This window comes from Arthrobacter sp. PAMC 25486 (assembly GCF_000785535.1).
Lineage (GTDB): Bacteria > Actinomycetota > Actinomycetes > Actinomycetales > Micrococcaceae > Specibacter.
The window spans coordinates 3,597,522-3,613,337 of the sequence record NZ_CP007595.1 but is presented as its reverse complement, the minus strand read 5'-3'; the positions used below and the strand labels follow the sequence as shown (position 1 = coordinate 3,613,337).

General features: G+C 58.1%; 16 protein-coding genes. 9 read left to right on the top strand and 7 right to left on the bottom strand.

Annotated elements, in window-relative coordinates:
* The first annotated feature begins 147 nt into the window (after window positions 1–147).
* The gene (locus art_RS22370) at window positions 148–537 is read left to right on the top strand and encodes a hypothetical protein (protein WP_157875321.1); all 390 of its coding nucleotides are present in this window, start codon (window positions 148–150) and stop codon (window positions 535–537) included.
* Here the strand turns inward: art_RS22370 and art_RS16420 are convergent.
* Window positions 496–1,581 (bottom strand): SDR family oxidoreductase, encoded by a 1,086-nt coding sequence (locus art_RS16420; RefSeq protein WP_038466560.1) that lies wholly within the window; start codon window positions 1,579–1,581, stop codon window positions 496–498. The two genes, art_RS22370 and art_RS16420, sit on opposite strands and share 42 nt — an antisense overlap.
* Before the next feature lie 235 nt (window positions 1,582–1,816).
* Here art_RS16420 and art_RS16415 point away from each other — a divergent pair, with 235 nt between their 5' ends.
* Window positions 1,817–2,185, top strand: coding sequence for a MerR family transcriptional regulator (locus art_RS16415; RefSeq protein WP_038470672.1), 369 nt, complete (start codon window positions 1,817–1,819; stop codon window positions 2,183–2,185).
* A 623-nt stretch (window positions 2,186–2,808) separates the two neighbouring features.
* Here art_RS16415 and fahA read toward each other — a convergent pair.
* Genes fahA through art_RS16400 form a run of 3 tightly spaced genes read right to left on the bottom strand, consistent with a single transcriptional unit; the run spans window position 2,809 to window position 6,176 of the window.
* Complete coding sequence (gene fahA, locus art_RS16410; protein WP_052136671.1) at window positions 2,809–4,059, bottom strand: fumarylacetoacetase; 1,251 nt, start codon at window positions 4,057–4,059, stop codon at window positions 2,809–2,811.
* Window positions 4,052–4,975, bottom strand: a complete 924-nt coding sequence (locus art_RS16405; RefSeq protein ID WP_216699550.1) for a hypothetical protein — start codon at window positions 4,973–4,975, stop codon at window positions 4,052–4,054. The genes fahA and art_RS16405 overlap by 8 nt, the downstream gene beginning before the upstream one ends.
* Window positions 4,968–6,176, bottom strand: a complete 1,209-nt coding sequence (locus art_RS16400) for a homogentisate 1,2-dioxygenase (protein WP_038466557.1) — start codon at window positions 6,174–6,176, stop codon at window positions 4,968–4,970. The genes art_RS16405 and art_RS16400 overlap by 8 nt, the downstream gene beginning before the upstream one ends.
* A 137-nt stretch (window positions 6,177–6,313) precedes the next feature.
* Between art_RS16400 and art_RS16395 the strand changes: the two genes are divergently transcribed.
* Window positions 6,314–6,922, top strand: a complete 609-nt coding sequence (locus art_RS16395; protein WP_157875320.1) for a MarR family winged helix-turn-helix transcriptional regulator — start codon at window positions 6,314–6,316, stop codon at window positions 6,920–6,922.
* A gap of 91 nt (window positions 6,923–7,013) precedes the next feature.
* On the opposite strand, the gene art_RS16390 is transcribed toward art_RS16395, so the two are convergent.
* The 3 genes from art_RS16390 to art_RS16380 form a co-directional block, all read right to left on the bottom strand.
* Entirely contained in the window at window positions 7,014–7,916 is a 903-nt protein-coding gene (locus art_RS16390) for a cytochrome b/b6 domain-containing protein (protein ID WP_038470661.1), read from the bottom strand.
* A 181-nt stretch (window positions 7,917–8,097) separates the two neighbouring features.
* Entirely contained in the window at window positions 8,098–8,907 is an 810-nt protein-coding gene (locus art_RS16385) for an SDR family NAD(P)-dependent oxidoreductase (RefSeq protein WP_038466554.1), read from the bottom strand.
* 3 nt (window positions 8,908–8,910) lie between these two features.
* On the bottom strand, window positions 8,911–10,227 hold the full coding sequence (locus art_RS16380) for an MFS transporter (RefSeq protein ID WP_157875319.1): 1,317 nt from the start codon (window positions 10,225–10,227) through the stop codon (window positions 8,911–8,913).
* Window positions 10,228–10,610: 383 nt separating this feature from the next.
* Between art_RS16380 and art_RS16375 the strand changes: the two genes are divergently transcribed.
* From art_RS16375 to art_RS16350, 6 genes are all read left to right on the top strand, one after another.
* The gene (locus art_RS16375) at window positions 10,611–11,024 is read left to right on the top strand and encodes a nuclear transport factor 2 family protein (protein ID WP_216699549.1); all 414 of its coding nucleotides are present in this window, start codon (window positions 10,611–10,613) and stop codon (window positions 11,022–11,024) included.
* A 2-nt stretch (window positions 11,025–11,026) separates the two neighbouring features.
* Window positions 11,027–11,854, top strand: a complete 828-nt coding sequence (locus tag art_RS16370; protein ID WP_038466551.1) for an SDR family NAD(P)-dependent oxidoreductase — start codon at window positions 11,027–11,029, stop codon at window positions 11,852–11,854.
* A 41-nt stretch (window positions 11,855–11,895) separates the two neighbouring features.
* Entirely contained in the window at window positions 11,896–13,311 is a 1,416-nt protein-coding gene (locus art_RS16365) for an FAD-dependent oxidoreductase (protein ID WP_038466548.1), read from the top strand.
* A 78-nt stretch (window positions 13,312–13,389) separates the two neighbouring features.
* Window positions 13,390–14,178 (top strand): electron transfer flavoprotein subunit beta/FixA family protein, encoded by a 789-nt coding sequence (locus tag art_RS16360; RefSeq protein ID WP_038466545.1) that lies wholly within the window; start codon window positions 13,390–13,392, stop codon window positions 14,176–14,178.
* A complete protein-coding gene (locus tag art_RS16355; RefSeq protein WP_038466542.1) occupies window positions 14,175–15,179 on the top strand; it encodes an electron transfer flavoprotein subunit alpha/FixB family protein in 1,005 nt (334 codons plus the stop codon). The genes art_RS16360 and art_RS16355 overlap by 4 nt, the downstream gene beginning before the upstream one ends.
* On the top strand, window positions 15,176–15,664 hold the full coding sequence (locus art_RS16350; protein WP_038466539.1) for a nuclear transport factor 2 family protein: 489 nt from the start codon (window positions 15,176–15,178) through the stop codon (window positions 15,662–15,664). Before art_RS16355 ends, art_RS16350 begins: the two co-directional genes overlap by 4 nt.
* The last annotated feature ends 152 nt before the right edge of the window (window positions 15,665–15,816 follow it).

The following is a 15,816-nucleotide window of genomic DNA, read 5'->3' as shown; positions in this document are numbered from 1 at the left end:
CGCCGCTACAAGCCGTTCAGCCAGAGCGTTAGTCTGTTTCCAAGGTATCCGGAAAGGACCGATTTTCGGACGCCGTCAAAACCCAAAGAACACTCACAAACGATTTTTTCCCTTATTCACAAGCCGCCCTACTAGAAAGGACTCCTCGTGCAAGTCCTTTCCACTACTACCAAGACCCCGGTTTGGCTTTTAATTCTCTGCGTGGCTCCCTCGGAGGTGGGTATCCCAGTTCTAAAAAAATGGGACACTCCCCTGCCGATGAAACATGCCGGGATGGCGCGTAACTTGCGTGTCCTGGTGCACACCATCACCGAGCTGGTGCTGGAGAAAAACAGGCTTCTCTCGAACACCGTGCTGACAGAAATTTCCGCCGCCGTGACCACCACACCGGCGACCGGCGGTTACCTGCAGCCCAGTCCAGATGGCGACAGCTATTTCAGATTGGGTGGCGTTCCACGAACTGGCTATGACCCAGGCCTGCATACTGGAGGCCCGTCAGGCAGGAATAACCCGTTCCGCGCGCAGTGTGTCGAATAAGGCTGCGAACGAGGCGAGCGTGTCGGCATGGCCGGTGAACCCGGCATTGCGGCTGCGGCTCATGTCGGTGAAGCATTCAACGGGGCGGTTAAGGTCGCTGTCTGTGTGCCACCAGGATGCCACTCGGGAGAGGTCTGGCTCGGCCAGACCCTCGCGTTCCACTAGCTGACGCCATGCATCGGCTTTGCCGGCCATCTGCTCTTCCAAGGGGCGTGGCCGTTCGCTGAAGCCCACGGCTTCCACGCCGAGTAGCTCCGCAATCCGTGGCCACATCCAGCGCCAGCGGAAGACGTCGCCGTTCGCTGTGTTGTAGGCCTGGCTCGGCAAGCCTGGGGTGGTTGCGGCCCAGACCATCTGGCGGGCCAACAGCCCACTGTCTGTCACATCCGTGACGCCATTCCACTGCACCTCGTTGCCGGGGAAGATAAAAGGCGTGCCCTCCGCGCGGGACAGTGCTGCCTGGGCGGCCAATGTCTGGCCAAGATTCATGGCGTTGCCGATGGCATGTCCGATCATGGTGTGCGAACGGTGGACGCTCCAACTGAAATCGTAGAGATCAGCGGCTCGCCACAGCTCATCTTCCTGGGCATAGTAGAAATTCGGTGCGTCCAGGCGGGGCTCATCCTCGTGGAACGGGGTGTCCCTTGTCGCGCCCGTGCCGTACGCCTCGAATGGTCCAAGATAGTGCTTGAGTCCGGTCACTAGGGCCACATGCTCCAGCGTCCCGGACGGACCGAGGGCGTCAAGGACATTGCGGACCATGCCGGCATTGACCGAGATATTTTCGGCCTCGGTGGGCATCCGGCTCCAGGCCGTGAAGTACACGTGCGCAGGATTCAGACCCGCCAGTGCAGCCTGCACAGACTGCGGCTCGGTCAAATCCGCCCGCACCGACTCGATACCATCCTGGGGAGAAACCTCACGCCGGGACAGACTGATGGTCCGCCACCCTTGGGCGACGAGTTCACTGGCGAGCGCACTGCCGGAAATTCCTGTCCCGCCGACGACCAGCGCCGTTCCCTGAGGGCCGATTGGTGCATTCATCGAAGGTCTCCTTGTTTGTCCACCCGCGTGTTTGGTGTGCGGGTTGTTGTCCGGGCCCAGCGGATGTCCGGCCTGGTCTTCAAAGGATAAACGTTGACGTTGACGTTAATGTCAAAAGCGAGACTTCCTGCCTGACAGCCGTGAAAGCCCTACCCTGTTGGTCGCAAGGAGCCGGCATTCGGTAAAATTTAGCGAGGACGTCAATGTTGGTCTCTAGCGGATGGTGGATCTGCGCATGAAAATTGGTGAATTGGCGTTCCGCACCGGTGTGACGCCGAGGGCCTTGCGGTACTACGAGGAGCAGGATTTGTTGCACCCCGAGAGGGAGGGCAATGGGTACCGTACCTATCCTGAGTCTGCAGTCGTTCAGGTGGAGCAGGTGCGCGATCTTCTTGCGGCAGGCCTGTCCACACGCGTCATCCGTGTGGTGGTGCCTTGCTTTGACGGTTCCGGGCCGGAGTTGCGGCCTCAGGTGGACAAGGAGCTTGCGGACAATCTTGCCCGCGAGGTGGAGCAGATGGGAGCCCGCATCGACGCTCTAACCCGCAACCGGGATGCCGTCCGCCACTTCCTTCAGACCGCGACCCCGACCGCGCCTGACTAAGTATTGACTTCACCGTGGTGACTGGCGCAGGAGCCGTTCCCCCATGATGCCCGCGTCATCACGGATGCGCACCACTAAAAAACCCGCCGACTCCTACACAGAACATCTTGAATGAGGTCCGAACCTCTGAGCCAGTCCATCGCAGGATCGACCACATGAGTTAAAGACCAAGCGCAATCCAATAGCCGGCGAGCTCACTCATTCGGACCGAAACAGCCCGCGTTGAAGGGCCGAAAAAGCAACAGCATGTAAATACCAACGAAAACTATCACCGCAGGCCAGAACATGTTGGGTGCTCAAAACCCCTCATAAGTTATCAATAGCTACGATGCCCCGCTGTCGCCTCGAGCGGCTCGATCCACTTGCCAAAAAGTCACTCCTAGTCTTTGGCCGTGCGGGAGGCGCGCAACAATGGATGGCACTGAAGAGACGGCAGTTGCCATCCAATTTAATGAGTTTCTAATGAGTCGGTTACATTCTCCCACTCAGCATCTGAATCGTTCACCTACAAGCAATTGCCCATGCTTGGCGTACAAGGCAGAAAGAACTCGGAAATCCGGAGGTCTTTCTGCCTTGTCTCACGTAGCTTCAGATTAATGCTTGGTTAGGTATAGCTGCGACTGTCAGGTGGCGGGAACGATCTTTCCGGCAACTTCACCCAGACTAATGACAGAGCCGTTGGGCCCTGGCGCTGTAGCCGAAATGACAATCTCGTGGCCATCTTCCAAAAAGCTGACTTCCTTGCCATTGTCCATGCGCAACGGTGTGGTGCCGCTCCAGCTCAGCTCAAGGAAGGAACCTCTCTGGTCGGCCTCCGGGCCAGAGACAGTGCCCGAGGCGAAGAAGTCACCGGGGCGCTGAGCTGCGCCATTAGCAGTCATGTGTGTCAACATTTGCGCGCCGGTCCAGTACATGAGCGCAACGGGCGGATGGGAAATTGTTTGTCCATCCAGCTGCACTTCCATGCTGATATTCAGTCCCCATGGTTCCGTGGAGGCGTCATCCAGGTACGACGTCAGCTGGTGTGAACGCTCCGGCGGACCCACCCGGGCGGCGTCAAGAGCAGCTATGGGCACCACCCAATGCCCAATGGACGTGGCAAACGACTTGCCAAGAAAGGGCCCCAGAGGAACATACTCAAAGGCCTGGATATCCCGGGCAGACCAGTCATTGACAAGTGTCACGCCGAAGATGTGCTCGCGCGCATCAGCCAGTGCCACCTCTCCAGCGGGTGCACTGGAACCCAAGACAAAGCCAAGCTCTGCCTCGATGTCCAGACGTCGCGACGGGCCAAAACTCGGCGGGGCACCGGGCTCAGGCCGCAGCCCCTTGGGCCGGATAACGTCGGTGCCACTGGGCACGATGGTCCCGGCACGGCCGTGGTACCCGATCGGCAGATGCTTCCAGTTTGGAGTCAACGGCGCTTGTTCCGGGCGGAAGATCTGGCCAACGTTGCTTGCATGGTGTTCGGACGCGTAGAAGTCCACATAGTCGGCAATGGTGAACGGCATATGCAGCTGCACCCCGGCAAGTGGATAGACATCCGGCTCCAAATCTGCCGCAGCATCAGGATCATTGAGCAGTCGGGTGAGTAGTTCCCGCAACGCGTCCCACACGGTGCGGTCCGCAGCGAGCAAGGCATCCAGGTTGGGCCCTTCAACTGCTTTGGCCAGGTCCGCGGAGACCGTGTCGGCAGCCGTATTTTTGTAACGTTCGACGGCGGCACGAACGTCCAGGACATGGTCGCCGATCCGAACGCCCAATCGGGTCCCTTGGCCCGCCGGCGGCGTGAAGGATGAGTATGGCAAGTTTTCCAGGCCGAAGCCTGTTGTGGCCAGTTTTGCGGCAATGCTGCCCGCGTTCACACTAGTCATGGTGGGCTGCTTTCAAAAAGATATGATTGGTAGATTGGTCGGAAACCAGCAGGCCAGCGTCTAGCAGGGCCAGGGCTTCAAGGCTTTCCGCCGGTTCCAGCACGCTGCAGGTGCCAAAGCTGACAAAAGATGCACGCCACGACGGATCCAAGGAACCGGCTGAATTTTTGTCCAGCAAGTCAAGTAGCCGTGCAGCATCGGTTTCACCTAGTGCCGCCTCAACTTGGCCCGTCGGGGCTCCGTTGCGGGCGGCAGCCGCAGCAGCTGCGATGTTCAGGAAGCCGTGGTGCGTAAACCCCGTGGTTGGGTCGTTGTAACGGATAGCCTGGTGCAGACCGGCAGTTAGCTTGAACGGGAGTCCGCGAGTCACTGCTGCCATGATGACAGCCCCTAGTTCGGACACAGTCGGAAACAAGTGCTGCTGTATCCCGCCGGTGCGGAACTTCAACCGAAGCCCCGCCTCGGCCAATGCATCCAGGGCGCCGTCGGCCACTTGTTCCGCCGTCAGCTCCACATACACGGCCACGCCTTCAACGGCCTTTGCCTCCTCGATCTGCCGAGTCCAGTCGGCAGCAGCGGTACTGACCTTCAATTCCAGAGCAGCGATATGCAGTTCCGGGCCAACAGTTTGCCACGCCGACAGGGCATCGGTGAGTTCGCCGGCAGGAACCACAATACTGACCACGACGGGGCCCGATGAAAGATCTTGGCCAGCAGCCAAGGCCTGCGCCTCCGCAATGGCCTGGAGCGGCAAAATCAAGGGCCCTACAGCCGTGTCCAACGGCGTTTTCCGCCGCTGAATGTGGTCGGAGATCGCCTGCTCCAATGGCGCCAACCCAGGGGGGAAGACTGCGGCATCATCGAAGAACCCTAGAAAAGCATCAGGAAATCGGGCACCGACACGCACATCACTCATTGATCCACCGCCCACGTGTCCACGATGAGGCATATTTGCCATCGTCAGTGGCCAGTGCTGCAGCACCCAGGTCGAGGGGACGGAAAGTGTCAACCATGACAGCCAACTCGTCAAAGTACTCAGCTCCAAGGCTTCCTTCGATGGCACCGGGCTGGGGTCCGTGCGCATGGCCTCCCGGGTGAATCGAAATAGATCCCTTGTTGATCCCGGATCCCTTGCGCGCTTCGTAGTCACCGTCCACGTAGAACATGATCTCGTCCGAGTCCACATTGGAGTGGTAATAAGGCACGGCCACTGCCTGTGGATGGTAGTCCACCTTGCGAGGGACAAAGTTGCAGATCACAAAGTTGTGGCCTTCAAAGACCTGGTGCACCGGTGGCGGCTGGTGGACCTTGCCGGTGATCGGCATATAGTCATTGATGTTGAAAACATAGGGGTACAGGCAGCCGTCCCAACCAATGACGTCAAAGGGGTGCTCGGGAACAGTATGAATGGTTCCGGCAAGTCCATTGGGCCCATTGCCACGGTGCTTGATGTAGACGTCCACGTCCTGTTCATCCACCAAAAGCGTCCCCTCAGGGCCGCGCAGGTCGCGCTCACAGTAGGGGGCATGTTCCATTAGCTGTCCGCGCTTGGAAAGGTACTGGCGGGCCGGGCCGATGTGGCTGCTGGCCTCAATAAAGTAGAGCCGCGCCTGGCCGCCCTCGGGGATGACCCAACGATGGGTTGTGGCCCTCGGAATAATGACGTAGTCACCCTTGGAAACCGGCAGTGCGCCGAAGACGGTCTCCACAACAGCCTCTCCAGCCTCAACGTAGACGCATTCGTCACCCACGCCATTGCGGTACAAAGGGGAGGTGACGCCGACCACGGCGTAGCTGAGGCGGACGTCGCCATTGCCAAGAATCAACCGGCGGCCGGTAACAGCATCCACTGTTACGACTTCTTCGTCGCTGAACAGCTCATGGAGTTTCAGGTGCCGCGGGATGAGGGGCGCGTTCGGGGTGAGCGACTGGTCTGGCAGATCCCAAATTCTGGCACCAACCAAGGATGACGGGATATGGCGATGGTAGAGCAATGATGAATCAGATGAGAATCCTTCTTCACCCATAAGCTCCTCATAAGCAATTGCCCCATTTTCCTGCTTCATGAGGGTATGTCGAGTCTTGGGAATGCTTCCCAGTTTGCGATAGTAGGCCATGATCCATTCCTTCCATTGGAGCGGGCTGTCACGCGTCCAGCTTGATGGTGATGCGCGACACTCTTGGTAACATCATAAACACATGTACTAAATTTTGCGACTTGATCTATAACAAACCTCAAACACGGACGTGAGCAATGACCAGCAAGGACCACGAAACCACGCCACCACGCAAAGCATCCACGGAGGCCACTACTACGAGTTCGCCTCCCACAATTGAGGCACCAGGCGTCGATCTGGACTACTTTTCCTTCGTGGAATTGGCCGGCCGGAGGCTCGATGAGGAAATTCCCGACAACGACAGCGGCGCCAACAGGGTCATCTTGACCCTCAGCCGGGCTGCGAGCCAGATTGTCTATGACCTCGAGGCCTCCGTACATCGACCCAACGGGCATTCTTGGGCCAGCTTTAGACTCATGTTTGTCTTATGGTTGGCGGGGCCCATGGAATCCGGACGGACTGCAAGCCTTGCTGGCATGAGCCGGGCAGCAGTATCAAATCTCGCCAACACCCTGACCAGCAGAGGGCTGCTGCGCAAGGTTCCCGGCACCGCTGACCGGCGGGCCATCACGCTGTCCCTAACCAAGAGCGGCCTGGACGAAGTCCAGGCCGCCTTCCGGGAACAGAACCAGCGTGAAACCCTCTGGGTCTCATCCTTAACGCCCATCGAGCAGCAGCTGCTAATCATGCTCCTGGAGAAAATGATGGGACACAGAGACATTGTCGGAGCACGCTCACGGCAGTAGTCTTCACGCAAAAAAGTCGGAAATTTAGTTCAGAAATATACAAAAAGCTGATGGTTGTGGCCGCGGCAAATCGTTGCCGCGGCCCTGACCTTCAACGTTTGGACACCTTTCCCATCAGGGAGGCTACGGGACGCAGGAAGACAGGCCGAGCCAGCACAACAGTTGCTGAAATGACCACCAGGGAACCCACGAAGAGACCAAATCCCAGCCAGCCGGCGTCGTCCGTTCCAGCGTAGATGTGGTTAAGATTCCGCAAGACTCCCGTGGTCAGCACCAGGAACACGTGCACCACCACAAACAGCACGAAGAACACCATGACGGGGAAATGCACAGACCTGGCCACGGCAATCGGATAGGCCCTGTTCAACCGGGCGGCCTGCTGTGGCCAGATGCCGGACATTCGGACACCCGTGGCAAAGGCCAAGGGCGCCGCCACGAAAACCACCAAGAAGTAGGCCAGAAGCTGCAGCGCGTTATACGAAATCCAACTGTCTTCCGTAGGCCAATCCAGCGAGGCATACTGCACCGCCGCTGACAACGCGTTAGGAATGACGTCCCAGCTGGTGGGGACAATCCTCATCCAATGGCCAGTGACACCCAGCAAAATAACAAATACCAGGCCGTTGATCAGCCACAGAATATCCACGGACAGATGGAGCCAGAGGTCAAGACTGATCTTGGCGGGACTGCCCTTGGTCCTGATAAAGCCCTTGTTATGGCGGGTCCAATAGGCATCCGGTCGCGTAGTCCGCCGCACCTGCCAACCCGAGCGGATGATCAGCACCAGAAAGAACATATTCAGGAAGTGCTGCCAGCCAAGCCAGGCCGGGAAGCCGGTCGGCGACGTCTCGGGAAGTCTGGCATGCCCCGGATAATCGGCCAGGAATCCATCAATGACTCCTGAACTGCGCAACCACTTCGCCGCTAGGACCACAGCAACCATGGCCACCACAACCGCCGTGGTAAGTATCGTCTTCCTGGCGTATGGTCCCATCTTTTTTTTCAAAGTTGTTTCCTTGGACGAGCTCTTCCTTGTGGTCACCACGAGGGCTCCTTTCATTACAACCGACGATCATTTCTCCGGTTCAAAATTTTGTCGGGCCGGAAGCGCCCTGCCCATATCGAAAATTGGGGTGGGCATCAACATCGATGCCCACCCCAAAGAATTCTCGAGACTACGCTGCTTGCTGCTGTTTGTGTACGTCCCGCAGGATGCGGTGATAGAGACCGCCGGAGGTAAGACCACCGTCAACGACTATTTCTGTTCCCGTGATGTATCGGGCCTTCTCTGAGAGCAGGAAGAGCACGACGTCAGCAATCTCACCGGCCTGCGCCAGCCTGCCCGCGGGCACGGAGATGAGGCTTTGGTCCACAAACTCTGTTGACCCCGAGTTGAGCAACGGCGTGTCCACCAGACCGGGATGCACTGAGTTCACCGTGATGTTCTTGTCCGCAAATTCCATGGCGCCAACCTTTGTCAGGCCACGCACGCCCCACTTGCTGCTGCCATAGCCGGCTGCGAAGTAGCCCAGCATGCCTGCGATGGATGAGATGTTAACGATGGCCCCACCGCCCGCGCTCTCCAATAAGGGAGCCATGGCCTTCATCCCATAGAAGACACTATTGAGGTTGATGTCCATGACACGGTGCCAGTCGGCAGGCGACGTTTCCATGATGGAGCTGCGATGGCTGACGCCGGCATTGTTGATCAGGCCGTCGAGCTTGCCGTCGGTCGCCTGGATATGGTCCGCCAATTCCTGCCAGGCCTGGAAATCTGTAACATCGAGGCGGTGGAACTGCGCTGATCCACCTGCTGCTCGGATTTCTTCCGCGACATCGGAGCCCGTTTCGGAGATGTCGGCAACCCAGACCTTGCCAGCTTCCCTGGCTACGGCCAGGGCCTCGGCTCGGCCCATGCCACTTGCCGCACCTGTAATAAGGATGCTTTTTCCGGCAAAGTCATTATGTTTTGGGGAGCTTTCCATGGACTAACCACCCTGCAATTCGACGCCCTTGGTCTCCTTGATGAAGAAGACCGTGATCAAGGTGAGAAGTGCACAGAAGACAAAGTATCCCGCTGGGGCCATCGTGTTTCCTGTCATGCTGATCAACAGTGTGGCAATGAACGGTGCCGTGCCTCCGAGGAACATGTTAGTGACATTGTTGCCCAGTGCGAGCCCGCTATACCGAACGGATGCCTTGAGCATCTCGGCGTAGGCCACATAGGAGGCCCCGTTGACGATGGAAACACAAATGAAAAGTGTTGACTGGGCGACGATGGCCTGCCAAACAACCCCGCCTGACATCATCATGAACATCGGGACACCGAGAAGAACTGCACCTGCGGAGCCGGTGAGAATCACGGGCTTGCGGCCAAATCTGTCGGCGCAATAGCCGGCAATGGGAAGGGTGATCACTCCCAGAATCAGGGCAAGGGACGTGGACAGGAAGGCCACCTGGGGAGTGAAGTGTCCAACTGTTTGAAGGTATGTGGCGGCATATACCGAGGCAATGTAGTAGCCACCAGTGATGAGTGCGCCCAGACCGATGATCTTGATGAGGCTGACCTTGGAGGTGCTCAGGAGTTCCTTGATGGGCAGCTTTGCGATCTCTCCCTTTTCTTCCAACTTCTCAAACTGCGGGGTGTCCTCCATCTTGTTACGGATGATGACGCCGATGATGCCGATGGGCAGGCTCAGGATGAAAGGTACACGCCAGGCCCAATCCATGACCTGATCGGAGCTGAACATGCTGTTGATACCCAGGGCAACCAGTGAGGCGATCAAGGAGCCCAGGTACGTGCCAGTGTTGACCATGGAGGTCTGCGTTGCCCGCCACTTTGCGGGGGCAGATTCGGCCACGAACGCGTTGGCGCCAGCCAATTCACCACCAGCTGCAAATCCCTGCAGGCAGCGGCAAAGGACCAACAAGATGGTCGCCCAGACACCGAGGGTGGCATAGCTTGGCAGCAGGCCCATAAGTACGGTAGCCGCAACCATGAGCAGGATGGTCCAAGAGAGCGCCTTCTTGCGCCCATATTTGTCGCCCATGTGACCGAAGAAGATGCCTCCCGGGACACGGAGGAAGAACGCCACGGCAAAGGCGGCGAAGGTTCCCAGCAGTGCCGCTGCCGGGTCATGCGAGACGAAGAACTGTGCGCCGATCATGGTTGCCATGTAGCCGTACATGCCGAAGTCGTAGTACTCAACGACCGTGCCAACAACTGCAGCCTTGATGACCGTAGATGTCTTTTGCTTCGGTTTTTCTACTTGCTCTGGGGGCAACGCTTTCATTGTTGAATCCATATTCATTCCTTGGGTGTCAGAGGCCAAATAAGACCACGTCCCAGCTAGGGCGTGTTTTCGGGAAATGGCGCCAGTTGGATGTCATACCGGGGCCAGCGCGAGCTGACCTGTCTATATTTCGATACGAACGAAGGCCGTTCCGCCAGAAAAATAAGAGTGCGGATAACGCAACCATGTTGCGATGTTCGATAGTCTATGTGCGCCACGTCACGAAAAGCAAGGCAGTTCCATCCAGTCACTAATTTCGAGCGACGGGCCGACTCGACAGCAGGCCGCCAGGTTTTGTGAACTCGCTCACTAAGGTACAGTTGTTTTCGCACACGGAGTGCGTTTATCGCAATCGTGGAAATTTGCTGAATACAACGTGATTCTTGGAGGCATTCGTGAACGGTTTTGAGCTGACCTTGCTGGCAGTGATGCAGCTGTATGGTGCACAATCCCGCGCCATTGACACCGGCGATGCACAGATGTGGGCTGAAACGTTCATTCCGGACGGCTGCTTCAATTCACCCAGCTATCCCGAGCCGGTCACGGGCAGAGAATCACTTATCTACTTTGCTAAAAGTTTCACCAATAAATCCCCGCGAACGCGCCACGTCATCACGAACGCCCACATCACCAGCATGGCGGCGCCGGGACAGGCTACAACATCCGCCTATCTGATGATCGTTCAAACACCCGTGCAGGGTGTCGCACAAATCCTCCGATTGACAACTATTGAAGATGAACTCATCAAGATCGACGGTGCATGGAAAGTTGCGCGTCGGCAGGTCATCTTGGAAAACAAAGGACAATAAAAATGACTGCAGTGATCGAGAATCCCACACGAAGCATCACCACACCAATGCTCGCCATACATCCCGAGATGGCCGGCAAAGTGGCTGTTATTACCGGCGCAGCTCGTGGCATGGGCGCAGTGTTTGCCCGTGGTCTGGCCCGTCAGGGCGTCAACATCGTTGCGGCCGACATCAACGAAGCTGATGTCCTGCGAACCGCTGCCGACATCAACACGGAGCTCGGCGACAACGAATCCGCGGGCAAAGTGGTGGGCACCGCTGTTGATGTGACAAACCCGGATGACCACGATGCTGTGTTGAAGCACGCCCTCGACCAGTTTGGCCGGGTTGATTTCTGGATAAACAACGCCGGCATTTTCCCCCAGGCAGACATCCTGGACATCACTCCCGAGCAGATCAACTCTACCTACCAGGTCAATCTCAACGGCGTGCTGTTTGGTGCACAAACGGCCGCTCGCCACATGAAGGAAAATGGTGGCGGCGCCATCATCAACATGGCTTCTGTCGCTGCGGTCCGGGTGCGTGTGACCCGTGGGGCATACAACTCAAGCAAGGCAGCCGTCAAGCACCTGACAAACTGCCTCGCCGTCGAACTGGGCCCACACAATATCCGCGTCAATGCAGTGGCGCCCGGCTTCATTGACACGGAAATGACCCGCTGGGTGCACGAACAGCCCGGCGCTCTGGACAAGGCCCTGGGCAGCATTCCCCTGCGCCGCATCGGCGCTCCGGAAGAGGTCTTCGGCACCCTCCTGTTTCTGCTCTCGGACAGCGCCCGCTACGTCACCGGAACCACTGTGGCGGTCGACGGCGGCTCACAGCACATCTGATTGCCGCAACTGCAGGCGTCAAGGATAGACAGGAAAGTTCAATGGACTACGACCTCATCGTTATCGGCGCCGGTGGCGCAGGCCTTGCCGCAGCCGTAACTGCTGCACAGGAGGGACTATCGGTTATCGTTTTCGAAGCCGAAATGGAAATCGGAGGCTCCACCCAGTTGTCGGCCGGCATGTTGACGGCAGCTGGAACCAGCGTCCAGCGTGAGTTGGGCGTGGAAGACACCCCCGAACGGTTTTACCAGCACTACATGGACCTCAATCAGTGGCGCGTCCTTCCTGGCCCAACCATGGCCTACTGTACGGAAGCGGCATCCGTTGTTGAATGGCTGAAGGAAATCGGGTTGGAACTTCCCGCGCAACAGTCCTCGAGCGCCCATGAACCGGGCCTGACCCGTGCCGGTGTCGAAGATGTATGGCGTGGGCATGTCCCCAAAGACCAGGGCTATGGCCTGATTCAGACGCTCGACCGGACACGTCGCAGCCTTGAGGCAGACTTGGTGGTGAACACCCGGGTCAGCGAAATCCTCATCGAGGACGGGAAGGTCAGGGGAGTCATCGCAGACGACATCGAAGTGACCGCCCCAAACGTCCTAGTGGCAAGCGGTGGATTCGGGCAAAACCCCGAACTGGTCGCCAGGTTATATCCCGAGGCGCTCACGGCCGGGTCCCACGGATTCTCCGTTGCAGCCCCCGGGAGCCGGGGTGATCACATTGGATTCGCCGAGCAGAACAATTTGGCCCTCTTCGGCCACGGCTGGGGTCTGTTGCTGGTGACAGCCTCCTTCCAGCGCTACCACCATTGGCAAAGCGGATTTCCGCCTGCCTCCCGCATATACCTCAACGCCGACGGCCGCCGGTTCATGGATGAAGACGCACCGTACGCCGTCAGTCCCGGCATCCTTAAGGACAACGATGGATTTGCGTGGGCGATCTTTGACGAGACAGCGCGTCTGGGACTTCCCTCCGGCTATGCGGACTGGAATGCGGAAAATATCCTTGCCCAGATTGAGACGGGCTTGGTACACAGGGCAGACACCTTGGCGAACCTGGCAGCGGCGATTGGTATCAACGCACGGGCTACTGAGGCCAGCACGGCCCGCTTCAACAACTTGATGGCCGACGGATTCGATGCGGACTTCCTGCGGCACGGAACACTAGCGGCCAAGGGCGCTGACACGCACCTGGCCTCCATAGAAACTGGTCCATTTTACGCCGTGAAGATGGTTCCCGGGGAACTTGTATGCACCCACACCGGATTGCAGATTGACGCCCATGCCCGCGTCCAAAACGTCTATGGGGAACCCGTTGAAGGGCTGTATGCAGCAGGTGAAGCAGCTGGAGGTGTCTTGGGAGAACGCTACGTTGGAGGCGGCAACTCCGTGGCGCACGCCTTGACCTTCGGTCGAATTGCCGCCCTGCATGCGGCCAACCGTGGAGCTGAAAACTAAGAAAATTCCCGGCATGTTCCGGCCGTCCCTTGTAGGGGCATCGGCCGTTTGAGCAATGGGAATTTGTGAGAGGAAACAATGAAAATTGCAGTACTGATAAAACAGGTTCCGGACACGGCCTCGTCGCGAACGATCGACGTAGAAGCGGGTCGAATTGTGCGAGAACCGGCTGAAGCCATTGTCGATGAAATTAGTGAACGCGCCCTCGAAAAGGCGCTTCAACTACGCAAGGAACACGGAGGAGAAGTAACTGTCCTGGCCATGGGGCCCGACAAGACAGTTGCCGCGTTACGACATGGGCTGGCCATGGGCGCGGACCGAGCTGTCCATTTACATGATCCGGATTTTGCCGGAGCCGACCTGGTCCGCACGGCCAGGATCCTGGCCTCGGGTCTGCGCGGGCTTGAACCTTTTGATGTCATCCTCACTGGCAACACCTCAACGGATGGCCGCGGCGGAGCAGTTCCTGCAGCACTTGCCGAAATCCTCCGACTTGCCCAAGCCACGTCCCTTCGCGCCTTTGACATTGTCGACGGCGTTCTCACCGGCGAGCGCGTCCTCGACGACATGGTCCAACACATCCAGGCAAAACTTCCGGCAGTGGTCTCGGTGACGGAACACATTGCTGATCCGCGCTTCCCGGGTTTTAAAGGCATCATGACTGCCAAGCGCAAGAAGATTCTCACGATGGATGCCAAGGGGTTGGCGGGCTCTGGCCCTTCACACTCCAATGGTCAACCCGTCGGCGCCAATGTAGTGCGCTCTGTCGTTGAGAATCCCAGCAGGACTTCAGGAGAGAAATTCGCCGATGACGGCAGTGCCGCGCAGCGAATCTCGGATTACCTCATAGAGGAAGGACTCGTATGAGCATCAACGACGTGCTGGTCTACGCGGATCACACCCAAGGACAGCTAAACGCAGCCTTTGGTGGGCTGATTGCTGCCGCCAGCGACATTGGCCGCCCGGTGGCAATTCTCGCTGCCACATCCGAGCATCTGGACCAGCTCATTGACCAGGCATCGTTGTACGGCGCGGAAGCAGCGTACGCAGTTGAAATTCCTGCCGGTAAGCAGATGATAATCACTGAGCTGGCAGCTGTGACGGCTGCGTTGGATCATAGCGTGGCAGGAGATGGCGGCCACATCGGTGCTGTCATCTTGTCTGCTGACATCAAGAGCCGGGAACTGGCTGGTCGCCTGGCCATCCGCCGAAATCTGGGCCTGATCATCGACGCCGTTGTTCTTGAGCTCGCTGACGGCGCTGTGGTTGCCCAACAGCCTGTTCTCGGTGGAAAGTATACGGTTGTTTCCGAGGTTGACCACCGCACGCCGGTCATCTGCCTGCGTGTGGATCCGGCTGGCGCCGCCACACCGAAGGTCGGCTCCGAATGCCGTGTCACCCGGATCGCCATCACCGAGCAAGGTGAGCCGGACGCCGTCGTGCTCTCCACTGAAACACAGCGCTCCAACACTAACCGCCCCGAACTGGGTTCCGCGTCCATCGTCATCGGTGGCGGGCGCGGACTCGGCTCCGCAGAGAACTTCAGCCTGGTGGAGGAACTTGCCGAGGTCATGGGTGCGGCTGTCGGCGCATCACGTGCGGCAGTTGACGCCGGCTACTGCGACCGCGGCCTGCAAGTGGGTGAGACTGGGCAGATCATCGAACCTGATCTATATATCGCCGTAGGAATATCCGGAGCCATCCAGCATCGCGTGGGAATGCAGAACGCGAAAAGGATCATCGCGATCAACACGGATGCTAATGCGCCGATCTTTGATATTGCCGATCTTGGAATTGTGGGGGATGCGTTCACGATCGTTCCGCAGCTCATGGCAGCCGTTCGCAGCCGCAGTGCGGTGGATGCATGAGTGTCGAGGAGAAGCAGGCCATCACGGAGGTCCTCTATCGCTATGCCCGCGCCGTGGACAGGAAGGACTTCGCTGCCGTTGCAGCCTGCTACTTTCCGGATGCCAATGACAACCACGGCGGCTACAACGGGAACGCCGATGGTTTGGTTGAGGACATGAAGGTCAGGCACCGGACCATCGATTCTTCCCAACATTTTGTCACCAACGTCCTGATCGATCTTGGCGTGGATGTTGCCAACGTGGAATCGTATTGTCTGTGCTACCTTCGCCTCGATAAGGAACCGGGGGCAGAATCCCAGCTGCTCTCGACCATCCGCTGCCGCTATGTGGACCGTTTTGAGAAACGGGACGGAGAATGGCGCATTGCCGACCGGATAGTGGTCTTTGACGAATCGCGACAGGAAATGATCACGGACTCATTGAATCCCCTATGGGTGGCTTCCAAAAGGAATTCCTCTGACCCGGTATATACGCGCCTTCCATAGTCAGCAGGACGTTCAACAACCCGACAAATCATGAACCCACCACCCATTGGCGCCGATTGGTCTTGCGGAGTTTGCTGGTTTCGTATCACGAGACCGCCAAACTCCGCAGGGCCTTTTTGCGTCATCAATTCTTGAGTATCACGACTAAGAGT